General features: G+C 61.9%; 22 protein-coding genes and 1 pseudogene. 6 read left to right on the plus strand and 17 right to left on the minus strand.

The features are described 5' to 3' along the window. Nucleotides 1-62: 62 nt before the first annotated feature. The 6 genes from E5K00_RS11425 to E5K00_RS11450 form a co-directional block, all read right to left on the minus strand. Nucleotides 63-725, minus strand: coding sequence for an OmpH family outer membrane protein (locus E5K00_RS11425; RefSeq protein WP_135463348.1), 663 nt, complete (start codon nt 723-725; stop codon nt 63-65). A gap of 93 nt (nt 726-818) precedes the next feature. Continuing rightward, a complete protein-coding gene (locus E5K00_RS11430; RefSeq protein ID WP_135463349.1) occupies nt 819-1,379 on the minus strand; it encodes a GNAT family N-acetyltransferase in 561 nt (186 codons plus the stop codon). A gap of 33 nt (nt 1,380-1,412) precedes the next feature. Then, complete coding sequence (locus E5K00_RS11435) at nt 1,413-2,465, minus strand: succinylglutamate desuccinylase/aspartoacylase family protein (RefSeq protein ID WP_245328261.1); 1,053 nt, start codon at nt 2,463-2,465, stop codon at nt 1,413-1,415. A gap of 572 nt (nt 2,466-3,037) precedes the next feature. Then, complete coding sequence (gene rimK / locus E5K00_RS11440) at nt 3,038-3,997, minus strand: 30S ribosomal protein S6--L-glutamate ligase (RefSeq protein ID WP_135463350.1); 960 nt, start codon at nt 3,995-3,997, stop codon at nt 3,038-3,040. A gap of 70 nt (nt 3,998-4,067) precedes the next feature. Beyond that, nucleotides 4,068-4,544, minus strand: coding sequence for an ATP-dependent zinc protease family protein (locus E5K00_RS11445; RefSeq protein ID WP_135463351.1), 477 nt, complete (start codon nt 4,542-4,544; stop codon nt 4,068-4,070). 322 nt (nt 4,545-4,866) lie between these two features. After that, nucleotides 4,867-5,988 carry a PQQ-dependent sugar dehydrogenase gene (locus E5K00_RS11450; RefSeq protein WP_135463352.1) on the minus strand — a complete coding sequence of 374 codons (1,122 nt, stop codon included), beginning with the start codon at nt 5,986-5,988 and terminating at the stop codon, nt 4,867-4,869. 132 nt (nt 5,989-6,120) lie between these two features. On the opposite strand from E5K00_RS11450, the gene E5K00_RS11455 reads away from it, so the two are divergent. Beyond that, nucleotides 6,121-7,260, plus strand: coding sequence for an MBL fold metallo-hydrolase (locus tag E5K00_RS11455; protein WP_210114298.1), 1,140 nt, complete (start codon nt 6,121-6,123; stop codon nt 7,258-7,260). Nucleotides 7,261-7,268: 8 nt separating this feature from the next. Here the strand turns inward: E5K00_RS11455 and E5K00_RS11460 are convergent, their stop codons facing one another. Continuing rightward, entirely contained in the window at nt 7,269-7,574 is a 306-nt protein-coding gene (locus tag E5K00_RS11460; RefSeq protein ID WP_135463353.1) for a 2TM domain-containing protein, read from the minus strand. A gap of 180 nt (nt 7,575-7,754) precedes the next feature. On the opposite strand from E5K00_RS11460, the gene E5K00_RS11465 reads away from it, so the two are divergent. Then, nucleotides 7,755-8,321, plus strand: a complete 567-nt coding sequence (locus E5K00_RS11465; protein ID WP_135463354.1) for an O-acetyl-ADP-ribose deacetylase — start codon at nt 7,755-7,757, stop codon at nt 8,319-8,321. Between the two features lie 225 nt (nt 8,322-8,546). On the opposite strand, the gene E5K00_RS11470 is transcribed toward E5K00_RS11465, so the two are convergent. The 6 genes from E5K00_RS11470 to E5K00_RS11495 form a co-directional block, all read right to left on the minus strand. Further along, the gene (locus tag E5K00_RS11470; RefSeq protein WP_135463355.1) at nt 8,547-9,341 is read right to left on the minus strand and encodes an alpha/beta fold hydrolase; all 795 of its coding nucleotides are present in this window, start codon (nt 9,339-9,341) and stop codon (nt 8,547-8,549) included. 106 nt (nt 9,342-9,447) lie between these two features. After that, entirely contained in the window at nt 9,448-10,005 is a 558-nt protein-coding gene (locus E5K00_RS11475; RefSeq protein WP_135463356.1) for a DUF502 domain-containing protein, read from the minus strand. 96 nt (nt 10,006-10,101) lie between these two features. Next, the gene (locus tag E5K00_RS11480; protein ID WP_135463357.1) at nt 10,102-10,989 is read right to left on the minus strand and encodes a 4-hydroxy-3-methylbut-2-enyl diphosphate reductase; all 888 of its coding nucleotides are present in this window, start codon (nt 10,987-10,989) and stop codon (nt 10,102-10,104) included. Between the two features lie 60 nt (nt 10,990-11,049). Further along, nucleotides 11,050-11,784: a (d)CMP kinase gene (gene cmk / locus E5K00_RS11485; RefSeq protein WP_135463734.1), complete on the minus strand. Its 735-nt coding sequence runs from the start codon at nt 11,782-11,784 to the stop codon at nt 11,050-11,052. Nucleotides 11,785-11,819: 35 nt separating this feature from the next. Continuing rightward, a complete protein-coding gene (locus E5K00_RS11490) occupies nt 11,820-12,212 on the minus strand; it encodes a hypothetical protein (protein WP_135463358.1) in 393 nt (130 codons plus the stop codon). A 10-nt stretch (nt 12,213-12,222) separates the two neighbouring features. Further along, nucleotides 12,223-12,924 carry a hypothetical protein gene (locus E5K00_RS11495; protein WP_135463359.1) on the minus strand — a complete coding sequence of 234 codons (702 nt, stop codon included), beginning with the start codon at nt 12,922-12,924 and terminating at the stop codon, nt 12,223-12,225. Between the two features lie 312 nt (nt 12,925-13,236). Between E5K00_RS11495 and ade the strand changes: the two genes are divergently transcribed. Next, nucleotides 13,237-14,907 carry an adenine deaminase gene (gene ade, locus E5K00_RS11500; protein ID WP_135463360.1) on the plus strand — a complete coding sequence of 557 codons (1,671 nt, stop codon included), beginning with the start codon at nt 13,237-13,239 and terminating at the stop codon, nt 14,905-14,907. Between the two features lie 83 nt (nt 14,908-14,990). On the opposite strand, the gene E5K00_RS11505 is transcribed toward ade, so the two are convergent. Then, nucleotides 14,991-15,416 (minus strand): response regulator, encoded by a 426-nt coding sequence (locus E5K00_RS11505; protein WP_135463361.1) that lies wholly within the window; start codon nt 15,414-15,416, stop codon nt 14,991-14,993. 56 nt (nt 15,417-15,472) lie between these two features. Continuing rightward, nucleotides 15,473-16,447: pseudogene (locus tag E5K00_RS11510) on the minus strand (PLP-dependent cysteine synthase family protein); the annotation flags it as partial. A gap of 309 nt (nt 16,448-16,756) precedes the next feature. Here E5K00_RS11510 and sucD point away from each other — a divergent pair. Together sucD and E5K00_RS11520 are read left to right on the plus strand one after the other, a co-directional pair. Next, nucleotides 16,757-17,638, plus strand: coding sequence for a succinate--CoA ligase subunit alpha (gene sucD / locus E5K00_RS11515; RefSeq protein ID WP_135463363.1), 882 nt, complete (start codon nt 16,757-16,759; stop codon nt 17,636-17,638). A 94-nt stretch (nt 17,639-17,732) separates the two neighbouring features. Next, nucleotides 17,733-19,298, plus strand: a complete 1,566-nt coding sequence (locus tag E5K00_RS11520) for a S1C family serine protease (RefSeq protein WP_135463364.1) — start codon at nt 17,733-17,735, stop codon at nt 19,296-19,298. A 108-nt stretch (nt 19,299-19,406) separates the two neighbouring features. On the opposite strand, the gene E5K00_RS11525 is transcribed toward E5K00_RS11520, so the two are convergent. Continuing rightward, nucleotides 19,407-20,153 carry a hypothetical protein gene (locus tag E5K00_RS11525; RefSeq protein WP_135463365.1) on the minus strand — a complete coding sequence of 249 codons (747 nt, stop codon included), beginning with the start codon at nt 20,151-20,153 and terminating at the stop codon, nt 19,407-19,409. A gap of 164 nt (nt 20,154-20,317) precedes the next feature. Between E5K00_RS11525 and E5K00_RS11530 the strand changes: the two genes are divergently transcribed. Next, nucleotides 20,318-21,715 (plus strand): mercuric reductase, encoded by a 1,398-nt coding sequence (locus tag E5K00_RS11530; RefSeq protein ID WP_135463366.1) that lies wholly within the window; start codon nt 20,318-20,320, stop codon nt 21,713-21,715. On the opposite strand, the gene E5K00_RS11535 is transcribed toward E5K00_RS11530, so the two are convergent. Beyond that, nucleotides 21,705-22,487 carry a hypothetical protein gene (locus E5K00_RS11535; protein WP_135463367.1) on the minus strand — a complete coding sequence of 261 codons (783 nt, stop codon included), beginning with the start codon at nt 22,485-22,487 and terminating at the stop codon, nt 21,705-21,707. The genes E5K00_RS11530 and E5K00_RS11535 overlap by 11 nt on opposite strands. Nucleotides 22,488-23,035 lie beyond the last annotated feature (548 nt).

A 23,035-nucleotide genomic window follows, 5' to 3' on the forward strand; every position in this document is an offset into this window, starting at 1 on the left:
AGCGCCTGCAGTTTTCGTTGAAACGGCAGGCGCTTTTCTTGGCAGCAAGCAGTAGCGCAGGCTTACTTTTTGGTGCTGTATTCCTTGTTCAGGTGTTTCAGCACCCGGTCGGTAATGTCGATGTCCTTGCGGCCGTAGGCAATGGTGCCGCTGGGGGCGGCAATGAGAATCAGCTTGTAGCCGTTGTCTTTGCCGTATTTCTCAATCTGCTTGTTGATGCGCTCCAGCACTTGCTGGGTCATTTTGGCTTCTTCTTCCTGGGCCTGGCGCTGAATTTTCTCCTGGGCGGCCCCGGCCTGCTGCTGCTGGGCCTGCAGCTTCTGCTCGGTGGCGGCGCGCTGCTCGGGCGTCAGGCTTTCGGCCTGCTTCTGGTACTGCTGCACCGCGTTCTGGAAGCCGGTAACCAGGGCCTGGTTCTGCTTTTCCCAGCCCCGGGCCTTGGCCTCGAAGCTGCGGCGGGCATCCTGCATGGCCTTGTAGCCTTCCAGCAGCTTGCCCGACTCCACGTAGGCCACTTTGTCGGTGTCGGCTACGGCTACCAGGGGCTCGGCGGTGGTGGCGGCAGCGGTGGTATCGTCGTCATCCGTGGCCACGGGCTGCACGGCCACGATTTTGGCGGGCGCGGGCGCGGGAGCGGCGGGCTTGGACGAGAAATGCAGGTAAAACAGGACGGCCACGGCCACCACAAGTACGGCGTCGATAATCAGGCGCAGGGAATTGTTCATTCGGCAAGAAAAGGGAGAAAAAAGAGAAGCAGCCCGTCAATGGCTACCCAAAGAAACGCAAAAAGCGGCAAGCTTCCCGCCGGGCCGCGCGTTTTATCCTGCTATTCCGGGCCATTCTTCCCGCAGCAGGGCAAACACGTACTCGTCGCCCCAGGAGCCCTTAAACCAGATATTCTGCCGGAAATGCGCTTCCCGGCGCATTCCCACCCGGCCTAGCAGCCGCACCGAGCCCTCGTTCAGGCAATCCGTCACGGCTACCACGCGGTGCAAACCCAGCTCGCCGAAGCAGTAGCTCAGCAACGCCCGCAGCGCCTCGGTGGCGTAGCCCTGCCCCTGCTGCCCGGGGGCCAGCGTAATGCCGATTTCGGCCTGCCGCGGCTCGTCGGCGTTCAGGCACAGGGCACAGTCGCCGAGCAGCTCGTCGGTATCCGGGCGGGCAATGGCAATCTGGACCCAGCTGCCGGGCGCGGCGGGAATCGAAGCGCCGGTTTGGGCCGCCACAAACGCCGCCGACTGCTCGGCCGAATACGGCTCCCAGCTTTGAAAGCGGGCCACTTCGGGGTGGGCGCGGTAGGCGGCAAAGGCCGCGGCATCGGCAGGTTGAAACGCCCGCAGCCGCAGGCGGGACGTAAGGCAAAGTGCAGTAGTAGTCATATAAAAAGGTAAAAAACGGTACCCAGCGGCACCTTACAGATCTTCTTCCTCGAGTTCCTCGTGGGTATTGGGCTTCTCATTGAAGGGTGGATTCAGGGCCAGGCGGGCCGCTTCGGCCTCATCCACTAGGCCCACGTGCAGCAGCGCGTCGCCCTGGTTGACCACCGGCATGTGGTTCAGGCCGATGATGTAGCCCGACACCGGCGACTCCAGGCGCACGGCCTGCTCGCCGTAGGGGTCGGCCACGCTGCCGTAGGTCTGGCCTTTTTCCAGGTACTGCCCGTTTTGCACGTGGCTCCGAAACAGGCCCGCAAACTTGGCCCGCAGCCAGGTGTGGCGCAAGCACACGATGCTGGGCTGGGCCGGCGGCACGGCCTCGGCCATCATACCCAGGTGGTGCAGCACCCGAAACGTGCCGGCAATAGCCATTTCAATTCCTTCCTCATCGAGGCGCAGCGACTCGCCGGCTTCGTACACGATAATCGACTTGCCCTGCTTGAAGGCCGCTTCCCGCAACGAGCCCGGCCGCAACGCCGAGTGCAGCGTGAAGGGCGCCCCGAAGGCCTGGGCCAGCGCGTCGCTGTCGGGCGAGCCGAGCTGGCAGCGCACCTGCGGGAAGTTGCTGCGGGCCGCCCCCCCGGTGTGAAAATCGATGCCGCAGTCGACCAGGGGCAGAATCTCGCGCATGAAGCGGTGGGCCACGCGGCTGGCCAACGAGCCGCGCGGGTGGCCCGGAAAGCTGCGGTTCACGTCTTTGCCGTCGGGTACTTCCCGGCTGAAGTTCAGAAACCCGTAGATGTTCAGAATGGGAATGGCAATGATGGTGCCCCGCAGCGGGTGCAGCAGGTCGCGGCGGATCAGGCGACGGATGGTTTCGATGCCGTTCACTTCGTCGCCGTGCATGCCGGCCATCAGCAGCACCGTGGGGCCGGGCTCCCGGGAGCGGAACACGTACACCGGCACGTCAATCACGGTGCCCGAGGGCAGGCGCGAAATCACGAGGCGCGTGAGGACCTGCTCGCCCGGCCGAATGGTGAGGCCGTTGATGTGCAGGTTCTCGGGGGCGGCAAACGGGGTTTCCAGCAAAATGGGGCAACATTAAAGGCTGCGCAACCACCGGACGCAGGGCGGGAGCCGGCCCACGGCCCGCTCAGAAAGCCCGTAAGTTTCAAAAAAACAAACAATAAACTGGTACTGGCGTCCACCAAGATCCTCACCGTAGGCTAATGCCGGTTGCGTATCGCGGCTGCCAGATCAGTTTCCAAGATGGTGTACACGCTGTAGAGACGCAACATCTTGCGTCTCATCGTTGAACAATAGCCGGGCAGGATGCTGGTGCGAGTCGTTCAACAACGAGACGCAAGATGTTGCGTCTCTACCTCCACTACCAGTCAGGCACACTAACTTGGGAATTGCTATAAAGAAGCCGTTTAGCAAGTCGCGCGAAATGAGGTAGTCCGTCATGTCGAGCCTCGCGAGACATCTCGCGGGCAATGGTAACCAACTGGCATTACACCGACAGCCCGCGAGATGCTTCGGCGGCGCCTCTGCATGACGGTTTGTTTTTACTTCCTGAACAACTTCAAAATATGAATGGCCTCTTTCCGCCCGAATGAAGGCAAAAAGAGGCCACTCTATTTCGAATCAGGCGGCAGCGCTTACCGCAGCGGCGTATCCGACTGCGAATCGGGCAAGGGCTCAGCGGCTTTCTTTTTCGGGCTGGCACCTTCCTTTTTCACCTTGCGCTGGGCCAGTTCCTCGGTGTACTCGATGATTTTGCCGGCAATGTTGAGGCCGGTGGCTTTTTCGATGCCTTCCAGGCCCGGCGAGGAGTTGACTTCCAGCACCAGCGGGCCCCGCTTGCTTTGCAGCATATCCACGCCGGCAATGCCCAGGCCCAGGGCCTTGGTGGCCAGCAGGGCGGCGGCCTTTTCGGCCCGGCTCAGCTTGACGAGCGTGCCCGAGCCGCCGCGGTGCAGGTTGGAGCGAAACTCGCCCTCCTTGCCCTGCCGCTTCATGGCGCCCACTACTTCGCCATTCACCACGAAGGCGCGCAGGTCGGCACCCTTGCTTTCGGCAATGTATTCCTGCACGATGATGCGGGCCTTGAGGTTGTGAAAGGCCTCAATAACCGACTGGGCGGCCTTTTCCGACTCGGCCAGCACCACGCCCAGGCCCTGGGTGCCTTCGAGCAGCTTGATGATGACCGGCGCGCCGCCCACCAGCCCGATCAGCTCGGAAACCTCGTTGGAGTAGTTGGTAAAGGCCGTTTTGGGCATGCCCACCCCGGCGCGCGACAGAATCTGCATGGAGCGCAGCTTGTCGCGGGAGCGGATGATGGCCTGGCTTTCGACGGCGGTTTTCACCTTCATCATCTCGAACTGCCGCACCACGGCCGTGCCGTAGAACGTGGCCGAGGCCCCGATGCGGGGAATGATGGCGTCGAATTTTTCGAGCTTGTTGTCGAGGTATACAATGCCGGGGGCTCCTTTTTCGAGCACCAGGTTGCATTTCATATGGTCGATAACCGCCACGTCGTGGCCACGCTGTTGCGCGGCTTCTACCAGACGAGTCGTGGAATACAGCTTCGGCTCACGCGACAGAATCGCAAGTTTCATCGGGAAGGGTGTCTTGGAGGAGGTAGGGAGAGGAGCAGAAGCGGGAATGCAAAGTAACTACCCAAAGCGCTTACGGCCGCGCTTGGTTCGGGACGTGCTGAAATTTAGCCGAAAGATTACGCCGGGCGACGTCGACCACAAACCGGCCGCGGCGCAAGAGCAGCCGCCCGATCAGAACCGGATATTTCATGTCGCTACGGTCGGAAAGGGAAAATTCGGTGACGTAATCCTCGTTGAACAGGCGGATAACGGTCTGGATAACGTAGCGCTCCTGCACGTCGCCGTTCGAGCTTTTGATGTCGCGCAGACTGAAATCAGCGAAGTACATGGGCCGGCCGTTGAAGTTGGGGTGCGAGTCGTCGAGCAACTGCACCCGCAGGATTTCGCGGCCGTCGGGCAGGCGCTCCACGTGGATGTTGGAGCAGTGAATGGCCCCGGTATAGGCCCCGGTATCCACCTTGGCTTCCACGCCCTGAATATCAAACTGCGGAAAGTCGACCAACTCGCGGCGGCCCACCACCCGCTTCGGCACCCGTTGCTTTTTCATCGGCCGGCAAGATAGGTTTAATGTGCTGATGTGGGGAATGTGCTGATGTGCTAATTCTTAATGTGCTTGAATGTGAGAAATGTGCTTGAATGTGCGGAATGTGTCCTTGCGGGGCGTAAGCCATTTCGCGCCTCAAGCGGCGTCGATCCGTCCGCTAAATGCTGAGTGTTCTAAACTGAAAAGCCCTTTCCTACCGCGTGTAGGAAAGGGCTTTCTAATAAAAGTACGTTTGTCACCAGCAGCGAACAGCTTGCTTGGGCTCACGCCTCGCCATGACACGAATGCAGCATTAGCACATCAGCACATTCCCCACATCAGCACATTAACCCTTATAGCTGATGCGGTAGACGGCGTCGTTCTGGTCGTCGGAGAGCAGCAGGGAGCCGTCGGGCAGCTGGAGCAGGCACACGGGGCGGCCCCAGCTGGTTTTGCCCTGCAGCCAGCCTTCGGCGAAGGTTTCGTAGCTGGTGGCCTGCTTGCCGGTGGCGTCGAGCTTGACCAGGGAAATCCGGTAGCCGATTTTGGTGCTGCGGTTCCAGGAGCCGTGCTCGGGAATGAAAATCTGGTTGCGGTACTGGGCCGGAAACTGCTTGCCGGTGTAGAACTTCATGCCCAGCGCGGCCACGTGCGGGCCCAGCTTGCGGGCGGGCTTGGTGTAAGTAGCCGCCGATTTGCCCTGGCTGAACTCCGGGTCGGGCACGTCGCCGGCAAAGAAGTACGGGAAGCCGAAGTGCTGGCCGGGCCCGGCGGCGCGGTTCAGCTCGTCGGCGGGCAGGTTGTCGCCGAGCTGGTCGCGGCCGTTGTCGGTAAACCACAGGGCCTTGTCGACCGGGCTCCAGTCGAAACCCACGGTGTTGCGCACGCCTTTGGCAATGGTTTCGAAGGCCGTGCCGTCGGGATTCATGCGGTTGATGGTGCCGTAAATCGGCTCCTCGGGCTCACAGGTATTGCAGGGCGCGCCCACCGGAATGTAGAGCTTGCCGTCGGGCCCGAAGGCAATGTACTTGTAGCCGTGCCAGTCCTTGTTGGGCAGCTGGCTATACACCACCACCGGCTTGGGCTTCTGCCTGAGCGTCTTGGCGATGTTGTCGTAGCGCACCACCCGGTTGATTTCGGCCACGTAGAGCGCGCCGTTGCGCACGGCCACGCCGTTGGGCGCGTTCAGGCCAGTGGCCACCGTCACGACTTCATCGGCGCGGCCGTCCTTGTTCCGGTCGGGCAGGGCGTATACCTTGTCATCCTTGGTGCCCACGTACACGGTGCCGTCGGGGCCCACAGCCAGCTCCCGGGCGCTTTTCACGCCCTGGGCAAAGTAGCTGATGGTGAAGCCCGCGGGCAGCTTGATTTTACTCAGGTTGGCGTCGGCCGCGGCGGTGGGCTTTTCGGCGGTAAAGCCCAGGGCCAGGGGCGCGAGCAGGGCGAGGGGAAGGAGGCGGCGAATCATATAGTCTAAAACACCAAGCTCCACCCGAAGGTTGCAGCGGGGCAAATACGGCGCGGTTAAGGTATTTGCCGTACCAATGCGTCAGTGCAGCTAGCGACCCGGCGTTGGGCGCTACTCGGCTTTTCCTCTTACATGATGCGTAAATCTCTGAAATCTGCTGGCCGACTCCTACTCAGCCTGGTGGCTCTCTTGCTGGTGGCAGGCGTGGCTTTTGCCAACCTGAGCCCGGAGCTGGGCGGTAAGCCCACGAAAGCCCAGAAGGTGGCCTACGCCCAATCGGGCCACTACCAGGACGGTGAGTTTCGGAACCTATTACCGACCGAGGTGATGACCGGCGGCAGTACGGTGTCGGTGCTGTGGAAATTCCTGTTCGGCAAAACGCCCGACGCCGCCCCGTCCGCGCCCCTGCCCACCCAGCCACTCGATCCGCTGAGCATCAGCCGCAAAACGCCCGACCTGCTGCGCGCTACGTGGTTTGGGCACTCGGCCAGCCTGGTGGAAATAGCCGGGAAGAACATCCTGTTCGACCCCATGCTGAGCGTGAAGATGGGGCCCGTGTCGTGGGCCACGCCCACGCGCTACAACCCCGCCCTGGCCATCACCGCCGAGCAGCTCCCGCCCATCGATGCAGTGCTGATTTCGCACGACCACTACGACCACCTCGACTACCAGACCATCCGGCGGCTCAAGGACAAAACGGCCAATTTCTACGTGCCGCTGGGCGTCGGGGCTCACCTGCTGGCCTGGGGCGTGGCCCCGGCCAACGTGCACGAGCTGGACTGGAACGACTCGGTACAGCTGCCGGGCCTGACCATCATCAGCCAGCCAGCCCGCCACTTTTCGGGCCGGGGCCTCACCAACCGCAACTCCACCTCGTGGAGCTCCTGGGTGCTGAAGTCGGCCACGCAGCGCGTGTTTTACAGCGGCGACGGGGGCTACGGCCCCCACTTCCAGGCCATCGGCCGGCAGCACGGCCCTTTCGACCTGGCCCTGATGGAGTGCGGGCAGTACGATGCGCAGTGGGCCCAGATTCATATGATGCCCGAGCAGAGCGTGCAGGCTGCCCTCGACGTGCGGGCCCGCCTGATGCTGCCCGTGCACTGGGGCGCTTTCACGGAGGCCAACCACGCCTGGAACGACCCCGTGCAGCGGGCCACCGCCGAAGCCCGCCGCCTGGGCCAGTTCATCACCACGCCGGAGCTGGGGCAGCCCGTGACGCCGGGCATCGGCCCCCTCCCCCAGCGGCCCTGGTGGCTCACGGTGGGGCAGTAGCCTCGTGTTTAGCGGCCTTCCCGCTCGCGCACCAGCCGCTCGTACTCGCGCTCCGACTGTTGGCCGCCGAAGCCGCTGTAGACCCGCACGCCCTGCATCAGCACCCCGAAGCCCCAGAACACCGTCGACCAGACTGGCCAGGGCACGTAGTTGAAGTGGCGGCCGGCGTAGTGGCCTCCGCCGTTGAAATCAGTGAAAAACCAGATGGCCCAGAGCAGGGCATTGACGGCCACGTAGGTGAGCAGGTGGGCTTTGAACTTGGCGCGGGCCTTGGCGATGCGCCACAGCTGGGGGTCACGGTTGGCAGCTTCCATAGCAGTCGAACGGGTTAGGAGATGAATATGCAGCGAACCTATTCATTCGCTTTTACATAGGCAAACTATACTATACCGAGTGGTAGAACGCCCGGGCTGAGCCGTCGAAAAACCGGGATGGAGCGTATGGGTCATTTACACCCCGCCCTCCGGACCGGGCTTCACCTCACCCGTTTTCAGATGACAGCTTCACCAACCGATTGGCACTCCCAGGCGCAGAATTTCGGCCGTATCCGGTTCTATCAGGGCGACATTACCAAAATCGACACCCCGGCCATTGTTAACGCGGCCAACTCGTCTTTGCTCGGCGGGGGCGGCGTCGATGGGGCTATTCACCGGGCGGGCGGCCCCGAAATCCTGGAAGCCTGCCGGCGGCTCCGGGCCGGGCATCTGGGCAAAGGCCTGGCCCCGGGGCAAGCCGTAATGACCACGGCCGGGCGGCTGCCGGCCGCCCACGTCATTCACACCGTGGGGCCGGTTTGGAACGGAGGGCAGAAAGACGAAGCCGAAAAGCTAGCCAGCTGCTACCGCAACAGCCTACGGCTGGCCGCCGAAAATCAGCTCGACAGCGTGGCTTTCCCCGGGATCAGCACCGGCATTTACGGTTACCCCAAAGCCGAAGCCACCGCCATTGCCGTGCGGGAAGTCCGGCAGTTTCTGGCGCAGCACGACTTCCCGAACACGGCAGTTTTCGTGGTCTTCGACGACCAAAGCCGCCAGCTGTACGAGCAGGAATTAAGCAAGTAAGCCCCTACACGGTAGCCGTCATGGCCAGGCCCAAGCAATCCGTCCGCTGAAATGGGCTGAGCTTCCTACAGTGAAAAGCCCTCTACTCCGGCAGGAATAAAGGGCTTACTGGTAAAAAGGCAGCTTGTCACCAGCAGCGGACGGATTGCCACGGCTACGCCTCGCCATGACACATTCCGCACATTTCTCACATTCGACCCACATTCAAAACACATTCACCCCACATTACCACTTCATCTCTTCCGGGTGGCGGCGCAGGTAGGCGGCTACGTCGTAGATCAGGCCGGCGTGGCCGGCTTCGAGCAGCACGGTGTGGGCCTTGGTGAGGGAGGCAATAAACTCCTGTAAGCCCGCGTGGGGTATCACCCGGTCGAAGCGGCCGAGAAAGAACGTCACGGGCGTCGGCTGCCGGTTCAGCAGGGCCGCCAGCTTCCTGGTGTCGAAGACCAGGTGCCGAAACCCGACCCAGCTGCGGTACACGCGCAGGCGCTTTTCGCGGCTGTCGAGCTGCCACTGGGCGAAGCGCACCAGCCCCGAATCGACGAGGCGGCGCTGGGCCAGCCCGTCGATGAAGCGCAGCAGCCGCTGGGGGCGCAGCACGGCCCGGCCCAGCACGCCCCGCATCCAGGGTGGGTAGGTGGCCAGCGCGTACCAGAACTGCGTTTTGAGGCCATCCGGGGCAATCAGCCAGAGCTTTTCGACCCGGCCGGGAAACTGTTCCACGGCCGTTAAGGCGAATTTGGCCCCCATGCTGAACGCCAGCAGCCCAAACGTATGGATGCCGTGCGCGGCCAGAAACTCACCCAGCAGCTCGCCCAGTCGGGCTTTGCGCAGGGGCGAATCGGCCTTGGCCAGCCGGCTGCGGCCGTGGTAGAACAGGTCGAAGGCGTAGAGCGTCACGTCGGGGCCCAGAATGGCAGCCATGCCGCGCCAGTGCCCCTCGCTCTGCCCGTAGCCGTGAAACGCCAGCACCACCCGCGGCCCGGTGCCATACTTCTGAAAGTGCAGGCTGGTTTTCATGCGGCAGAGAGCTGTAACGCGAAGTTGCACTTCGCGAGGCGTCCGGGTTGCGTGGCGGTTGCCGGTCAAAGTTGTCGTGCAACGTCTCGCGAAGTGGAACTTCGCGTTACATGCGGCTCACGCCGCCCGATACGATGAACTTCATTACGTCGCTGCTGGGCAGGTCGAGGTAGGTTACATTGTCGGCGGGCACCAGCACCAGCTCGCCGGAGAAGTTGTAGGAGTGCGGAAAATACACCGCCATCAACGACTCGCGGTGAATGGCCGTCATGCTGGTTTGGGTCACGAAGCCCATTTTATAGCACTGGGTGGCTTTGTTCATCAGCACCAGCACCGGCTGGTTGAACTTCTGGTTGTCGCCCACGAAGGCGTCGAGCAAATCCTTCAGGCTGGAGTAGATGATGCTCACCAGCGGGGTACGGTGCAGAATCCGCTCGGCCAGCACCAGAAAGGGCCGCACCATAAACGACTTGGCAATAAAGCCCACGGCCGTCACCATGACCACGATAATCACCAGCCCCAGGCCCGGAATGTGGCTGCCGTCCCAGCTCAGGTCGAAAGTGTGGTCGAGCCAGCTGAAGATGGCAACCAGGATGTAAATTGTCAGGCTGATGGGTGCCACAATCAGGAACCCGTTCAGGAAGTAGTTGAAAAACCTGCTCATAGCGCGAAAAAGGCAAAAAAATACCCGGCCATAACCGGCCGGGCAAGTAACGAAGATTGGCAGTAGTAAATCAGAGTTTTTAGCTCGGCCGTAGCCTTACGCCGGCAGACTTTCGGCCACCTCGTTCACCCGGTCGGCCACGCGCTGCATCAGCCACATCGGGGTGCTGGTCGCCCCGCAGATGCCCACGGTGGCGGCGCCCTGCAGCCAGGCTTCGTCCAGCTCCTGCTCGTTTTCGATGAAGTAGCTGCGCGGGTTGGTTTGGTTTACCACACTGAACAGCGCCTTGCCGTTGGAGCTTTTCCGGCCGCTCACGAACAGCACCACGTCGTAGTCCACGGCGAACTTGCGCAAAGCCGGCTCCCGGTTGCTGACCTGCCGGCAGATGCTGTCGTTGGCATCGAACGACTCGAGGCTGCCCCCGGCGGCGGCAATGCGCTGCTCGATGAGCGCCTTCATGTGGTAGAAGCCGGCGGTGCTTTTGGTGGTTTGGCTGAACAACGTCACGGGCCGGGCAAAGTCGATCTGGTCGAGGTCGGCTTCACTCATCACGATGATGGACTGGTTGCCGGTCTGGCCGTTGAGGCCCGTTACCTCGGCGTGGCCGGGCTGCCCGTAGATGACCACCTGCCCGTTCTGGCGGGTGGTGCTGTCGAAGGCATGCTTTACCCGGTTCTGCAGCTTGAGCACTACCGGGCAGGAAGCGTCAATCAGCTCCAGGTTGTTGCGCAGGGCCAGCGCGTAGGTTTCCGGCGGCTCGCCGTGGGCCCTGATCAGCACCTTGCAGTCGTGCAGAGTCTGGAGCTGGTCCCGGTCGATGATGCGCAGGCCCTGCTGGTGCAGGCGCTCCACTTCCATGCGGTTGTGCACAATATCGCCCAGGCAGTAGAGGGTAGGCTGGCTGGCCAGCTCATCCTCGGCCATCTGAATGGCAAATTCAACCCCGAAGCAATACCCCGAATTTTTATCTATCGTGACGTTCATGAGTCTTTCTCAAGTGGCAAACACCCGGCGCGGCTGGCAACTTTCGCGCCCAATTCTTTCTTAACTCCCCGCGCCGGCATTGCGTTCGGCTTCGCCCGAAACGGCCAGCACGCTGCGCTCAAACAGCCGGGCTGATACCCGCTCCAGCACGAAATCGACCTGCTCGTCAATCATCATGTGGGTCGTGTCGAGCAGCACGGCGTCGGCGGCGCGGCGCAGGGGGCTTTCGGTGCGCGTCGAGTCGATATGGTCGCGCTTGCGCAGGTTTTCCACGATGTCGGCCAGGGGCACGTGCTCATCCTTCAGGGCCAGCTCTTCCTGCCGGCGGCGGGCCCGGGTTTCCACGTCGGCCGTCATAAAGATCTTGACCTCGGCGTCGGGGAAAACGGTGGTGCCAATGTCGCGCCCGTCCATGACCACGCCCCGCTTGCGGCCCATGCGCTGCTGCTGGGCCACCAGGGTGTGGCGCACGGCCGGAATGACGGAAACCTCACTCACGGAGTTGGAAATGCGCATCTGCCGGATTTCATCCTCCCGAATCACGCCGTCGAGGCACAGCTCGTTGCGGCCGGTTTTGCGGTTGCGCTTAAACGAAATGTGAATGTCGTGCAGGGCCTGCTCCACGCGGGGCAAATCGTCGAAGGCAATGCCGCGCTCCAGCAGGTAGAGCGTCACGGCCCGGTACATGGCGCCGGTATCAATGTAGGCGTAGCCCAGCTCGGCCGCCACGGCTTTGGCCGTGGTGCTCTTGCCGCAGGAAGAGTAGCCGTCGATGGCAATGACGATTTTTCTCATGGCAAAGTCGGTGGGCTGGGGGCTGGTGGTAGTCACTAAATCCAATTTTTACGACGGGGCTCGACGGCCACGCGTTCAGGTATACCCGCGAAGAATACGGCAACCGACTCTTTTTGGCCGTGAGCCAGGTGCTGCGACACGCGGTAGAAAGGGTTGAAGAAATGCTTGTTGGCAATGCCGATGCCGGTGGTTTTGTCGGGCCCCAGGGCCCACTCGCCCTGGTACACGGCTACCATGCACTGGCCCAGAAAGCAGCCCAGGGCCGAAATTACGCCTTCGCGCTCGGCGTCCTTGATGCTGGCGCGCTGCTGCTCGATAAACTCGTCGAGGCGCTGCACGCCGGCCGCGTCAAAGGCGGGGGCCTGCAGCTGCTGGCGGACGGCTTCAGCGGCTTTCAGCAAAGGAATCAGGGGATTTTCGGAAGTCATAGGCTACAAGCTAAGGCCGCGGCTGGGCTGCGGTCTGCAAAAACTGCGTGGTGCGAAAATCGGCGTATTGGGCGAGCAGCCGCGGCACTTGCCAGCGGCCCACGCGCTTGGCGCGCAGCTGGGCTACCAGGGCCGGGTCGTCGGCCAGCAGCGCCAGCAAAAGTTGCTGCAACGGGGCTCTTTCCTTGGGCAGCAGCACCCAGCCGTCGGCGTTCTGCCGGATAAACAGCTTGTGAGGCTTGATGAATACGCTGAACAAGGACGTAACCGGGTCGGTGACGTCGACCAGTTGCAGGCCGCCGCCGCGGAACAGCTGCTGCCCGAAGGCCGTGGGCAGGTGGCCCAGCTTGCCCGGCGCCACGCCCGCCAGCGTCACGACCGTATCGGTGCCGCTGAGGACGAAAGCCGTCATTTCCTCGGGCGAAAACGCCCGGTAATAGTTGCCGCTTTCGTTCAGATACACCCGGTCGGGCAGCCAGCCGGCAATCTGCACGGGGTGCCACTGCCCGTCGAGGCCCCGGAACGTGCCGGGCTTGCCGCCGGGCTCGTAGCGCAGCGTGGGGTTGCGGGTGTGCTCGGGGTACGACGCCGGGGGAATAAACGCCGCGTGCGGCCGCCGCTGCGCCAGCCCGACGACGGGCCCGGCCACCACCAGCAGCGTTGCCAGCAGGTACGTAAGGGGCGCAGGAGCAACGACGCGGGCGTGGTTCACAAAAGGGGAATAATAGGCAGAGCAAACAGCGGCCGGCCACCGCGCGAGGCAGCTGGTCCGCAACCGGGTTAATGACTGTCGCAGGGACAGGGAGTTTTGCCGAATTTGGCTTTGCGCTTAAAGGAAGCCGTTTTCTTCTGCTGAACGGTGCGCTGGGCACAGCTCGTCAGCGTAAGGCCGGAACCCGATATGAGGGCGGCCAACAGCAAAGTCACAATCTTTCTCACCGGCACGGATTTTCGGCAAATATACGGTTCTTTACCCGTTCGCCTTTGCTTAAGCTCAACTTTCCCCCTTCTTCCCTCCTGCCCCATGTCCGCCGATTTTAGCCTGCGCGCCAACGTTATCAACCTGTTTTCGAACACTATACTGCCCGGCACTATTCACGTGGCGGCGGGCAAGATCCAGGCCGTGGCGCTGGAATCGGCCTCGGCACCCGACCCCGCCTTGCCCTACGCCCTGCCCGGCTTCGTGGACGCGCACGTGCACGTGGAAAGCTCCCTGCTGGTACCGGCCGAGTTTGCCCGCCTGGCCGTGGCGCACGGCACCGTGGCCACCGTCTCCGACCCCCACGAAATCGGCAACGTGCTGGGCGTGGCGGGCGTGGAATACATGCTGGAGAGTGGCCGCACGGTGCCGTTCAAGTTCTGCTTCGGGGCCCCGTCGTGCGTGCCGGCCACGCCGTTTGAAACCGCCGGGGCCGAAATAACGGCCCAGGACATCGAGCAGCTGTTTCAGAACCCGGAAATCGGCTACCTGGCCGAAATGATGAACTGGCCCGGCGTGCTGCACCGCGCCGCCGACGTGATGCAGAAAATTGAGCTGGCCCAGCGCTACGGCCGCCCCGTGGATGGCCACGCCCCCGGCCTGCGCGGCGACGACGCCCGCCGCTACGCCGAAGCCGGCATCAGCACCGACCACGAATGCTTTACCAGTGAGGAAGCCCTCGACAAGCTGGCCGTGGGCATGAGAATCCTGATTCGGGAGGGCTCGGCGGCCCGCAACTTCGAGGCCCTGATTGACCTGCTGCCGGAACACTACGAGCAGATGATGTTCTGCTCCGACGACAAGCACCCCGATACGCTCGTGCTGGGCCACATCAACCAGCTCGTGCAGCGGGCCGTGGCCCGGGGCCAGGACGTGCTCAAAGTGCTGCGCGTGGCCTGCCTCAACCCCGTGCTGCACTACAAGCTGCCCGTCGGGCTGCTGCGGGAAGGCGACCCGGCCGACTTTATCGTGGTGGATAATTTGCGCGACTTCCTGGTGCGCCAGACCTATCTGGATGGCGTGCTGGTGGCCGAAAACGGCGAAACCCGCCTGGCCTCGGCCCCCGTGCCCGTGGTCAACAACTTCCACGCCCAGCCCGTGCAGGCCCAGGATTTCCAGCTCAAAGCCCCCGAACAACCAACAACGAACAACCAACAACCAACAATCCGGGTTATCGAATGCTTCGACGGCCAGCTTATCACGGCCCGCCACGACCTGGCGGCGCGGGTGGAAAACGGCCTGGTGGTACCCGATGTCGCGCAGGACGTGCTCAAGCTCACGGTGGTTAACCGCTACCAGCCCGCCGCGCCGGCCGTGTCGTTTATTACCGGCTTCGGCCTGAAACACGGCGCCCTGGCTTCCAGCGTCGGCCACGACTCGCACAACATCACCGCCGTTGGCTGCGACGATGAAAGCCTGGCCCGGGCCATCAACCTGGTTATCGAAGCCAAAGGCGGCCTGGCCGCCGTGGGGCCCAACGGGGAAGAAATGCTGCTGCCCCTGCCCGTGGCCGGCCTGATGTCGGATCAGAATGGTCACCGCGTAGCCGAAGCCTACGCCGCCGTCGATGCGCTGTCCAAGCGCCTGGGCAGCCCGCTGGGCGCCCCCTTCATGACGCTGTCGTTCATGGCTTTGCTGGTTATTCCCAGCCTCAAGCTCAGCGACCAAGGCCTGTTCGACGGCGAGGCGTTCCGCTTCGTGGACGCGGTGGTGTAAGCACTGTTTGCCCCGGGTCGTAACAAATAAAAAGGCCGCTGCAAATGCTTGCAGCGGCCTTTTTGTATTGATTTTACGGCTGTTTAGACCGTCTCAAAGCGCTTTTCCAGGAGCTTGCGCATTTTTTCTTCGGTCAGCGGCTTGGCCAGGTATTCCACGCCGGCAAACTTAGCCACCCGGGCCGTGTCGGCTGAGTGCATGGAGGTAGTCAGAACCGCCATAACGGTTTTCTCCTTCACGTCGGCCGGCAGCTGGCTGTACTGCTCCAGAAACTCGAAGCCGTCCATCCCGGGCATTTTCAGGTCGACAAACACCAGCTGGGGCGCGTCGGGCTCCATGGAGCTGGCCCGGTCCGCGCCGTTGCCCCAGAGAAAGTCGTACGCTTGTTCGGCCCGCGAAAAGGTGTACACCTTATCGGCCACCTCGAGGCGGCTCAGCAGACGGTTGTTGAGGAAGCTGGTCGTCTCGTTATCATCGACCAGCACGACGTTGCGCAGTTTCTTAGGCATAGCGTAGTCCGTTGAAAGCGTAAGCCCTGCCTATTGTAAACAGGGGTATTCTATTACAACCAGCCCTGCTCGCGCATCCAGTCGTCGTTGTAGATTTTGCCGAGGTAGCGGGTGCCGTGGTCCGGAAGAATGATAACCATGACGTCCTCCTCTTTCAAGTGCTCTTTGGCGTACTCCAGGGCGCCATGCACCGCCGAGCCACACGACCAGCCCACGAACAGGCCTTCTTCCTTGGCCAGCCGCCGCGTCATAACGGCCGCGTCCTGGTCGGTGACTTTGATAAACAGGTCAATCAGATCAAAGTTAACGTTTTTGGGAAGAATATCTTCCCCGATGCCTTCGGTCTTGTACGGGTAGATTTCGTTTTCATCGAAAATACCCGTCTCCTTGTACTTCTTGAAGACCGAGCCGTACGTGTCCAGCCCTACCGTTACCAGCTCGGGCTTTTGCTCCTTAATGTACTGGGCCGTGCCGCAGATGGTACCGCCCGTGCCCACGCCGCAGGCCAGGTGGGTAATGGTACCTTCGGTCTGCTTCCAGATTTCGGGGCCGGTGCTTTCGTAGTGCGCCGCCGTGTTCGACATGTTGTCGTACTGGTTGGGGTAGAACGAGTTCGGCGTTTCCTGGCTCAGGCGCTTGGCTACCGAGTAGTACGAGCGGGGGTCTTCGGGAGCTACGTCGACGGGGCAGACCACCACTTCGGCGCCCACGGCCCGCAGAATGTCCTGCTTCTCCTTGCTTTGCTTGTCGCTCATCACGAAGATGCACTTGTAGCCTTTGGCAATGGCGCCCAGGGCCAGGCCCATGCCGGTGTTGCCGCTGGTGCCCTCGATGATGGTGCCGCCGGGCTTCAGGATGCCGGCCTTTTCGGCGTCCTCAATCATCTTCAGGGCCATCCGGTCTTTCACCGAGTTGCCGGGATTGAAGTACTCCACCTTCGCCAGGATCGTGCCTTTGATGCCGTCGGTGACTTTGTTGAGCTTCACCAGCGGCGTGTTGCCGATGGCCTCAACGATATGATTCAAATACATTGCGAGAGGAATGCGGTTTTGAGTGAGAGGACCGCAAAGGTACGAATTTCGGGTGGGAGCCCCTCGCTGCCGCCCATCATTCCCTTGTCCGACTCTAAACCCAGGGCAAGCCGGCGGCCGGCTCCGGGGCGCAAACAAAGCCGGACCCAAATTGTCATTATGCCTGCCTGGTGGCACTTAGCGGGGCCAAGCACGACCGTGGATTATACCTTGCCCGCGCTGCAAATAAAGGCTACTTTTGCACACCGGTAGCCGAGCAGGCCGCTGGTTCCCACCCCAAATTGATAGTATCCTTTAACACTTCTCCGAATGAGCGTTCTGGTCAACAAGGATTCCAAAGTGATTGTGCAGGGTTTTACGGGCTCCGAAGGCTCGTTTCACGCCCAGCAGATGATTGAGTACGGCACCAACGTGGTTGGCGGCGTGACGCCCGGCAAAGGCGGCAGCACCCACCTCGACCGGCCCGTGTTCAACACCGTGGCTGAGGCCGTTGAAAAAGCCGGTGCCGACACCAGCATCATCTTTGTGCCCCCGGCTTTCGCCGCCGACGCCATTATGGAAGCCGCCGACGCCGGCATCAAGGTTATCGTAACCATCACCGAAGGCATTCCGACCAAGGACATGATTGCGGTGAAGGAATACCTCAAAGGCCGCGACGGTCTGCGCATGATCGGGCCCAACTGCCCCGGCGTAATGACCGCCGGCGAGTGCAAAGTGGGCATCATGCCCGGCTTCATCTTCCAGAAAGGCCGCGTGGGCATCGTGTCGAAATCGGGCACGCTGACCTACGAAGCCGTGGACCAGCTGACCAAAGCCGGCCTGGGCCAGACCACGGCCATCGGCATCGGCGGTGACCCCATCATCGGCACCACGACCAAAGAAGCCGTGGAGCTGCTCATGAACGACCCCGAAACCGAAGGCATCGTGATGATCGGTGAAATCGGGGGCGGTATGGAAGCCGAAGCCGCCCGCTGGATCAAGGCAACCGGCAACAAGAAACCCGTGGTAGGCTTCATTGCTGGCCAGACGGCCCCTCCCGGCCGCCGCATGGGCCACGCCGGCGCCATCGTCGGTGGTGCCGACGACACGGCCGCGGCCAAAATGGCCATCATGCGCGAGTGCGGCATCCACGTCGTGGATTCGCCCGCCGAGATTGGCGAAACGATGCTGCGCGTACTGGGCAGCAAGTAATTTCTCTTGCTTCTGCACTGACCAAGGCCGAAGCAGTTGGTGAACACACGCCAACTGTTTCGGCCTTTTTGCACTATTTCCACACCATTGCTTTATGACAAAAACCTCTACTCTTACTGTTTGCGTCCTGTTCATCGGCAGCATCCTGCTGCAAAGCTGCGCCACTATTATCTCCGGCTCCCGGCAGGCCATGTTCGTATCGGGGCAGCCCGAGGGCAGCACGTACTACGTCGGCACCAAGCCACTGAAGGCTAGTCCCGTAGCTGACAAGCCCGGCACCGTGAAGGTGCTGATCAAGCGCAAAGGCACGTCGGAGTTTAAAATCAAGCACGAAGGCTACAAGGACTACAACGAAGCCCTGAATGCCGACCGCCCCAACGCAGTCACCTACCTCAACTATCTGGGCTTGCCGCTGATACTGCCCTACCTGGTAGGCATGATGACGGATGCGGGTACCGGAGCCGTGTATAAGTTCAGCCAGACGGACATCCATGCCGAAATGCCCCACCTCACCCAGGCCGTGGCCGGGGCGCCCAGCATTCAGGCCGGCGCCATGAACGTGCGCATCAAGGGCGGCGACAAGATGGGCAACTTCTACATCGTGAAGGAGGCGACGGATGTGCTGTATTTTGGTAAGTCGCTCGACGTGGACGCTGAGCACCTGCGCAGCAACGTGAACAACACCCTCAAAGACCTGGGGTATTCCGTGCCCGGCAGCGAGGGGCGGAGCATGTTCTCAAACGGGGCCAACTCGCGCTACACTATTCAAGGGGAGATGCGCGACATCAAGTACGACGTCAAGGCCTCCAACAAGTACGAGTCCTTTGCCCACTACTCGACGCACTGCCGCGTGGAGGTAACCTGGAAGCTAGTCAACCAAGCCCGGCAGACGGTGGTTGAGCAAAAGACTTCGGGCATGAGCATCAAAGGCGAAAAGGGCGGCAGCGCAGCCTTCGAGGATGCCTTCGACAATGCCTTTCTGACGTTCCTGGAAAACAAAGATGTGGTAGCGGCCCTGTCGAAGCCAGCCGCCAAGGCGGGGGCTGCAACGGAGCAACTGGCCGCCGTGATGCTGCGCCGCGCCGCGCCGCCCAAGCTTACCGCCGACAACGGCGTCAGCCTGGCCGCTCGCAACGTGGTGGTTATCGAAACAGGCGACGGGCACGGCAGCGGCTGCATTGTCTCGACCGACGGCTACATCATCACGAATGCCCACGTCGTGAGCGACGAACAGGAGGTGAAGGTACTGCTGCCCGACGGGCTGGCGGCCAAAGGGCAGGTAGTGCGCGTTAATGCCGACCTGGACCTGGCCCTGGTGAAAATCGACGCCGAAGGGCTCAGCGCTTTCCAGCTCCCTACGGCCAATCAGGCCGAGGTTGGCACCGACGTATTTGCCATCGGCACGCCTGCTGACAAGGAGTTGAGCCAGACCGTAACGAAAGGCATCATCAGCGCCCGGCGCAAGATAGAAGGCCGCGCCCTGATACAAACCGACGTGAGCATCAACGGCGGCAACAGCGGCGGGGCACTGGTAACCCGCTCAGGACAGCTGCTGGGCATTGTGAATGCCAAAATTGTGGGCAAAGGCATTGAAGGAATTGGCTTTGCCATTCCCGCCGAGCAAATAGCGGATATTCTGCAGCTTAAATACATCGACTAAGCTGCCTGCGAGCCAAGCCTTACCGTCTCTTGCCTGAAATAAAAAAGCCCCGGCGCAAGTCGGGGCTTTTTTTGTGGCTGAAATTATGGGCCGGGGTAAGCAGCACCGCTACCGCCTTCCCTCCTGCCCGCCCAGGTTCACGACGATGCCGAGCTGAAACACCGAGTTGGCCGCCTTCAGGTACTTGCGGTGGCGCAGGCCGAAGTTGCTGCCGCTGATCATCTGGAACTGGATGGGGCCCAGCACGCTGATGCGGGTGAAGCTAATGGGCTCCAGAAAGATGTTGTCTTCCGCCTCCTGGGGCTTGCCGTCGATGGTGAAGTCGTGGAGCTGCACGTAGCTGGCGCGCAGGGCCATGCCGTAGGAGACGGGCCAGTCGCGGTTGAAGAAGTGCCAGGTCTTGCTTTCCTTCTTGCTGAAGTTGGCTTGCAGGTAAACCTTTTCCAGGTTGCCTGCCAGGGTTTTGCTCACCCCTTCGCTCCGCTCGGTGCGCTTGCCGCTGCCCAGGCCGTAGCCGCCGTAAAATTCCAGCACCCGCTGGTCGCGCATGCGGGTGAAGTAGCCCAGGCCGACTTCGCCGAAGTTGTGCTCTTCGTACTTGCGGTTGTTTTTGCTGCCGAAAAAGGACTGCTTTTTATCGGAGCGCAGAAAGGAGGCGCTGCCCTGCACCCCGATATGGTCGCCGAGGGCGTAGGCGCCCTGCAAGGCCGTGTTCTGGCTGAAATTGGTGTGAATACCGCCACTGAACTCGCCCTTCTGGGTAAGCAGCGGCGCCTGGGGCGGGGGCGGGAAATACAGGGACGAGCAGCTGCTGACAACCCCCAGAACACTCAGCAGCACAAGCCGCGGCAACATCTTTACAGCCACAGGAACGGCAGAATAAGGCCAGAAATATGAAAAACGCCTGGCGGCGGGCAGCTACTCCGGTAGCCACCCCGTATAGCCTTCAGCCGTAAGCTCGACAGGGTTATGCCGTTTGGAAAGCACCCGGTCCTATTTCCCGCCAATTTCTGCTTTTTATGCCTACTTCGTACGATGTTTTGATTATTGGCTCCGGTCAGGCCGGCAACCCGCTGGCCGTGGCCCTGGCCGAAGCCGGCCGGAAAGTGGTGCTGGTGGAGGAAAACCACCTGGGCGGCTCCTGCATCAATTACGGCTGCTCGCCCACCAAGGCCCTGCTGGCCTCGGCCGAACGGGCCCACCAGCTGCGCACGGCCGCCGACTACGGCATTGCCGCCACCGAGCCGCAGGTTGACTTCCGGGCGGTAATTGCCCGCAAGGATGCCATTATCAAAAAGTCGCGGGCGGGCGTGCGCAGCAACCTAACCCAGGAACACGAGGGCATTACGGTGCTGCACGGCCACGCGGCCTTTACCGGTCCCCGCGCGGTGCGGGTAGCGCTGGCGGGCGGCGAAACCGAGGAGCTGCGGGTACCGCTGGTTTTCATCAATACCGGTACGCGGGCGGCGGTGCCCGAGCTGGCGGGCCTCCAGGACGTGCCCTACCTGACCACCACCGAGCTGCTCGACCTGCAGGAGCTACCCGAGCACCTGCTGATTCTGGGCGGGGGCTACATCGGGCTGGAGTTTGGGCAGATGTTTCGCCGCTTCGGCAGCCGGGTTACGATTATCGAATCGAATAAGAACTTGCTGGAGCACGAGGATGCCGACGTGTGCCAGGCCATGCAGGAGCTGCTGGAAGCCGAGGGCATCGAGTTTGTGCTGGGTGCCGAGGCCCACCACGTGTCGCGCAACGCGGAGGGCGTACTTACGCTGTCGGCCCGCACCAAGGCCGGGGAGCGGCGCCTGCGCGGCACCCACCTGCTGGTAGCTACCGGGCGCGTACCCAACTCCGACAAGCTGGGCCTGGACACCATCGGGGTGAAAACCGACGAGAAAGGCTACATCCAGGTGAATAGCCGCCTCGAAACCGCTGCTAAGGGCGTGTACGCCCTGGGCGACGTGCACGGCGGGCCGCAGTTCACCCACATCAGCTACGACGACTACCGCGTGGTGCGCGACGGAATCGTGCACCGCAAGTGGCGCTCGGCCAAGCAGCGGCCCCTACCCTACACCGTGTTTACCGACCCGCAGCTGGGCCGCATCGGCCTTTCCGAAGACCAGGCCCGGGAGCAGGGCATCGACTACCGGGTGGCGACGATGCCGGTGCGCACCATTGGTCGGGCCCGGGAAACGGGCCGCACCCTGGGCTTCTGGAAGGTGCTCGTCGACGGGCAGGACCGGGTGCTCGGGGCGGCTATCCTGGGGCCGGAGGGCGGCGAAATCATGATGATGTTTCAGCTGGTAATGATGGGCAAGCTAAAATATCCGCAGCTGCGAAACATGGTTATTGCCCACCCGACCTGGGCTGAGGGACTTAATAACGTGTTTACGAAGTTGCAGAAGCCTAACGGGTAGGCCGGGCCAGTAAGCGGTGCGGATACAAAACTACGCTGAGGGCCATAAACAGTTGGCCTTCCCGCAGCCGCCGGTATTCAAACTGGTGAGGGTCATCGGCATCAGCCGTATAAGTGCTGCTCGGTACTCCGGTCAGGCCGCCCGACAGCTGCACGCTGAGCCAATGCAGACTGCCTTCGTCGGGCCCAACGCGCATGAATAACATTGGGTCGAGACGGGTCATGCGCAGCTTTGCCAACGGCTCGTCATTATAGAGCAAAGAAGTGAAGCGGACCTGGGAAAAGCGCCAGGCCGTCCCAACCGTAAGCCAAGAATACTGGTAGGAAAGAGCCAGTTCACCGAAGTACTTATTGTAGCGCGCATTAAAATCAACGTTGTAGGGCTGCCCGAGGAACAACGAGGGCTGCACGTAGCCCCGACGGCTCACGGCCTGGCCAAAGCCACCCAGCCCGCTCACGAGCCAGCGCTGGCCCAGCGGGTAGTAGCCGCCCAGACCCACTTCGTACTGTCGGCCCCGGAAATAGCTGGTGTCGCGGGAATCTTCTTTGAAACCGCCGGCCGCCCGCACCAGCAGGTGCTTTACGGGTGAATACGTCACGGCACCTTCCCAGCGGCCGTTCAGAAAGGTGGTTCCCTGCACTTCCGCCTGCCCTTTGTCGCGCAATTGCGGGGCGCCCGGCAGCATAGGGGCGTATACCGAGCAGCTGCCCAGACCCATCAGGCCCATAGCTAATAACAGGCCTGATGGCCCTACTGGTAGTCGTAAAATCATACGGGGGTTTCTAAGAAATACGGCGGTTATTACAAAACCGGCCGCTCATGAGGAGCGGCCGGTTCTTATACTGATGCTAAACTAGCAAACTATGGTTGCACGCCGTTTCGCTGGTTACTTAAAAGCTTTGGCCGGAACACGACGCCCAGGCTGACCATCGGCATCGGGCGCGACGGGGTGCCGTGTTATGCAGCTAGCTGTGGAAACCGCAGTAATGCTCCTGCTCATAGTCGTTTCCGCAGCCGCCCCGGCTGAACCACCAAGCCTACCCCCAGACGGGGACGGGCGGCGTAAAATACGCTATTCTCCGGCGGTGAAGCCAGTGCTACCGAATACCCGACCTGGGCCTCAAGGCGCACAGCCCTCTCCTTCGTACGCACCACCCAGGCCGGCTCCAGGTACCACATGGCCGGTTGACCCCGATTTTGCCCGTTCAGCGTCAGGTGGGCAAACCGGACATGGCTCAGCCGCAGCACCAAGCCCAGCGCCCCGATACCCGCGCCGGGGGCAGCCCACGTCGCGCTTCCCTGCCCAGCTATGGTAGTGAA

This window comes from Hymenobacter aquaticus (assembly GCF_004765605.1).
In the GTDB taxonomy this organism is placed as follows: Bacteria; Bacteroidota; Bacteroidia; order Cytophagales; family Hymenobacteraceae; genus Hymenobacter; species Hymenobacter aquaticus.

What these genes read in the sequence shown, in the direction of transcription:
- E5K00_RS11445 (WP_135463351.1), bottom strand. Translation starts at nt 4,544, where the DNA reads ATGAAAAAGCAACGGGTGCCGAAGCGGGTGGTGGGCCGCCGCGAGTTG.
- E5K00_RS11425 (WP_135463348.1), bottom strand. Translation starts at nt 725, where the DNA reads ATGAACAATTCCCTGCGCCTGATTATCGACGCCGTACTTGTGGTGGCC.
- sucD (WP_135463363.1), top strand. Translation starts at nt 16,757, where the DNA reads ATGAGCGTTCTGGTCAACAAGGATTCCAAAGTGATTGTGCAGGGTTTT.
- rimK (WP_135463350.1), bottom strand. Translation starts at nt 3,997, where the DNA reads ATGAAACTTGCGATTCTGTCGCGTGAGCCGAAGCTGTATTCCACGACT.
- E5K00_RS11475 (WP_135463356.1), bottom strand. Translation starts at nt 10,005, where the DNA reads ATGAGCAGGTTTTTCAACTACTTCCTGAACGGGTTCCTGATTGTGGCA.
- E5K00_RS11505 (WP_135463361.1), bottom strand. Translation starts at nt 15,416, where the DNA reads ATGCCTAAGAAACTGCGCAACGTCGTGCTGGTCGATGATAACGAGACG.
- E5K00_RS11470 (WP_135463355.1), bottom strand. Translation starts at nt 9,341, where the DNA reads ATGAAAACCAGCCTGCACTTTCAGAAGTATGGCACCGGGCCGCGGGTG.
- E5K00_RS11535 (WP_135463367.1), bottom strand. Translation starts at nt 22,487, where the DNA reads ATGATTTTACGACTACCAGTAGGGCCATCAGGCCTGTTATTAGCTATG.
- E5K00_RS11490 (WP_135463358.1), bottom strand. Translation starts at nt 12,212, where the DNA reads ATGACTTCCGAAAATCCCCTGATTCCTTTGCTGAAAGCCGCTGAAGCC.
- E5K00_RS11450 (WP_135463352.1), bottom strand. Translation starts at nt 5,988, where the DNA reads ATGATTCGCCGCCTCCTTCCCCTCGCCCTGCTCGCGCCCCTGGCCCTG.
- ade (WP_135463360.1), top strand. Translation starts at nt 13,237, where the DNA reads ATGTCCGCCGATTTTAGCCTGCGCGCCAACGTTATCAACCTGTTTTCG.
- E5K00_RS11430 (WP_135463349.1), bottom strand. Translation starts at nt 1,379, where the DNA reads ATGACTACTACTGCACTTTGCCTTACGTCCCGCCTGCGGCTGCGGGCG.
- E5K00_RS11460 (WP_135463353.1), bottom strand. Translation starts at nt 7,574, where the DNA reads ATGGAAGCTGCCAACCGTGACCCCCAGCTGTGGCGCATCGCCAAGGCC.
- E5K00_RS11525 (WP_135463365.1), bottom strand. Translation starts at nt 20,153, where the DNA reads ATGTTGCCGCGGCTTGTGCTGCTGAGTGTTCTGGGGGTTGTCAGCAGC.
- E5K00_RS11480 (WP_135463357.1), bottom strand. Translation starts at nt 10,989, where the DNA reads ATGAACGTCACGATAGATAAAAATTCGGGGTATTGCTTCGGGGTTGAA.
- cmk (WP_135463734.1), bottom strand. Translation starts at nt 11,784, where the DNA reads ATGAGAAAAATCGTCATTGCCATCGACGGCTACTCTTCCTGCGGCAAG.
- E5K00_RS11455 (WP_210114298.1), top strand. Translation starts at nt 6,121, where the DNA reads ATGATGCGTAAATCTCTGAAATCTGCTGGCCGACTCCTACTCAGCCTG.
- E5K00_RS11520 (WP_135463364.1), top strand. Translation starts at nt 17,733, where the DNA reads ATGACAAAAACCTCTACTCTTACTGTTTGCGTCCTGTTCATCGGCAGC.
- E5K00_RS11530 (WP_135463366.1), top strand. Translation starts at nt 20,318, where the DNA reads ATGCCTACTTCGTACGATGTTTTGATTATTGGCTCCGGTCAGGCCGGC.
- E5K00_RS11465 (WP_135463354.1), top strand. Translation starts at nt 7,755, where the DNA reads ATGACAGCTTCACCAACCGATTGGCACTCCCAGGCGCAGAATTTCGGC.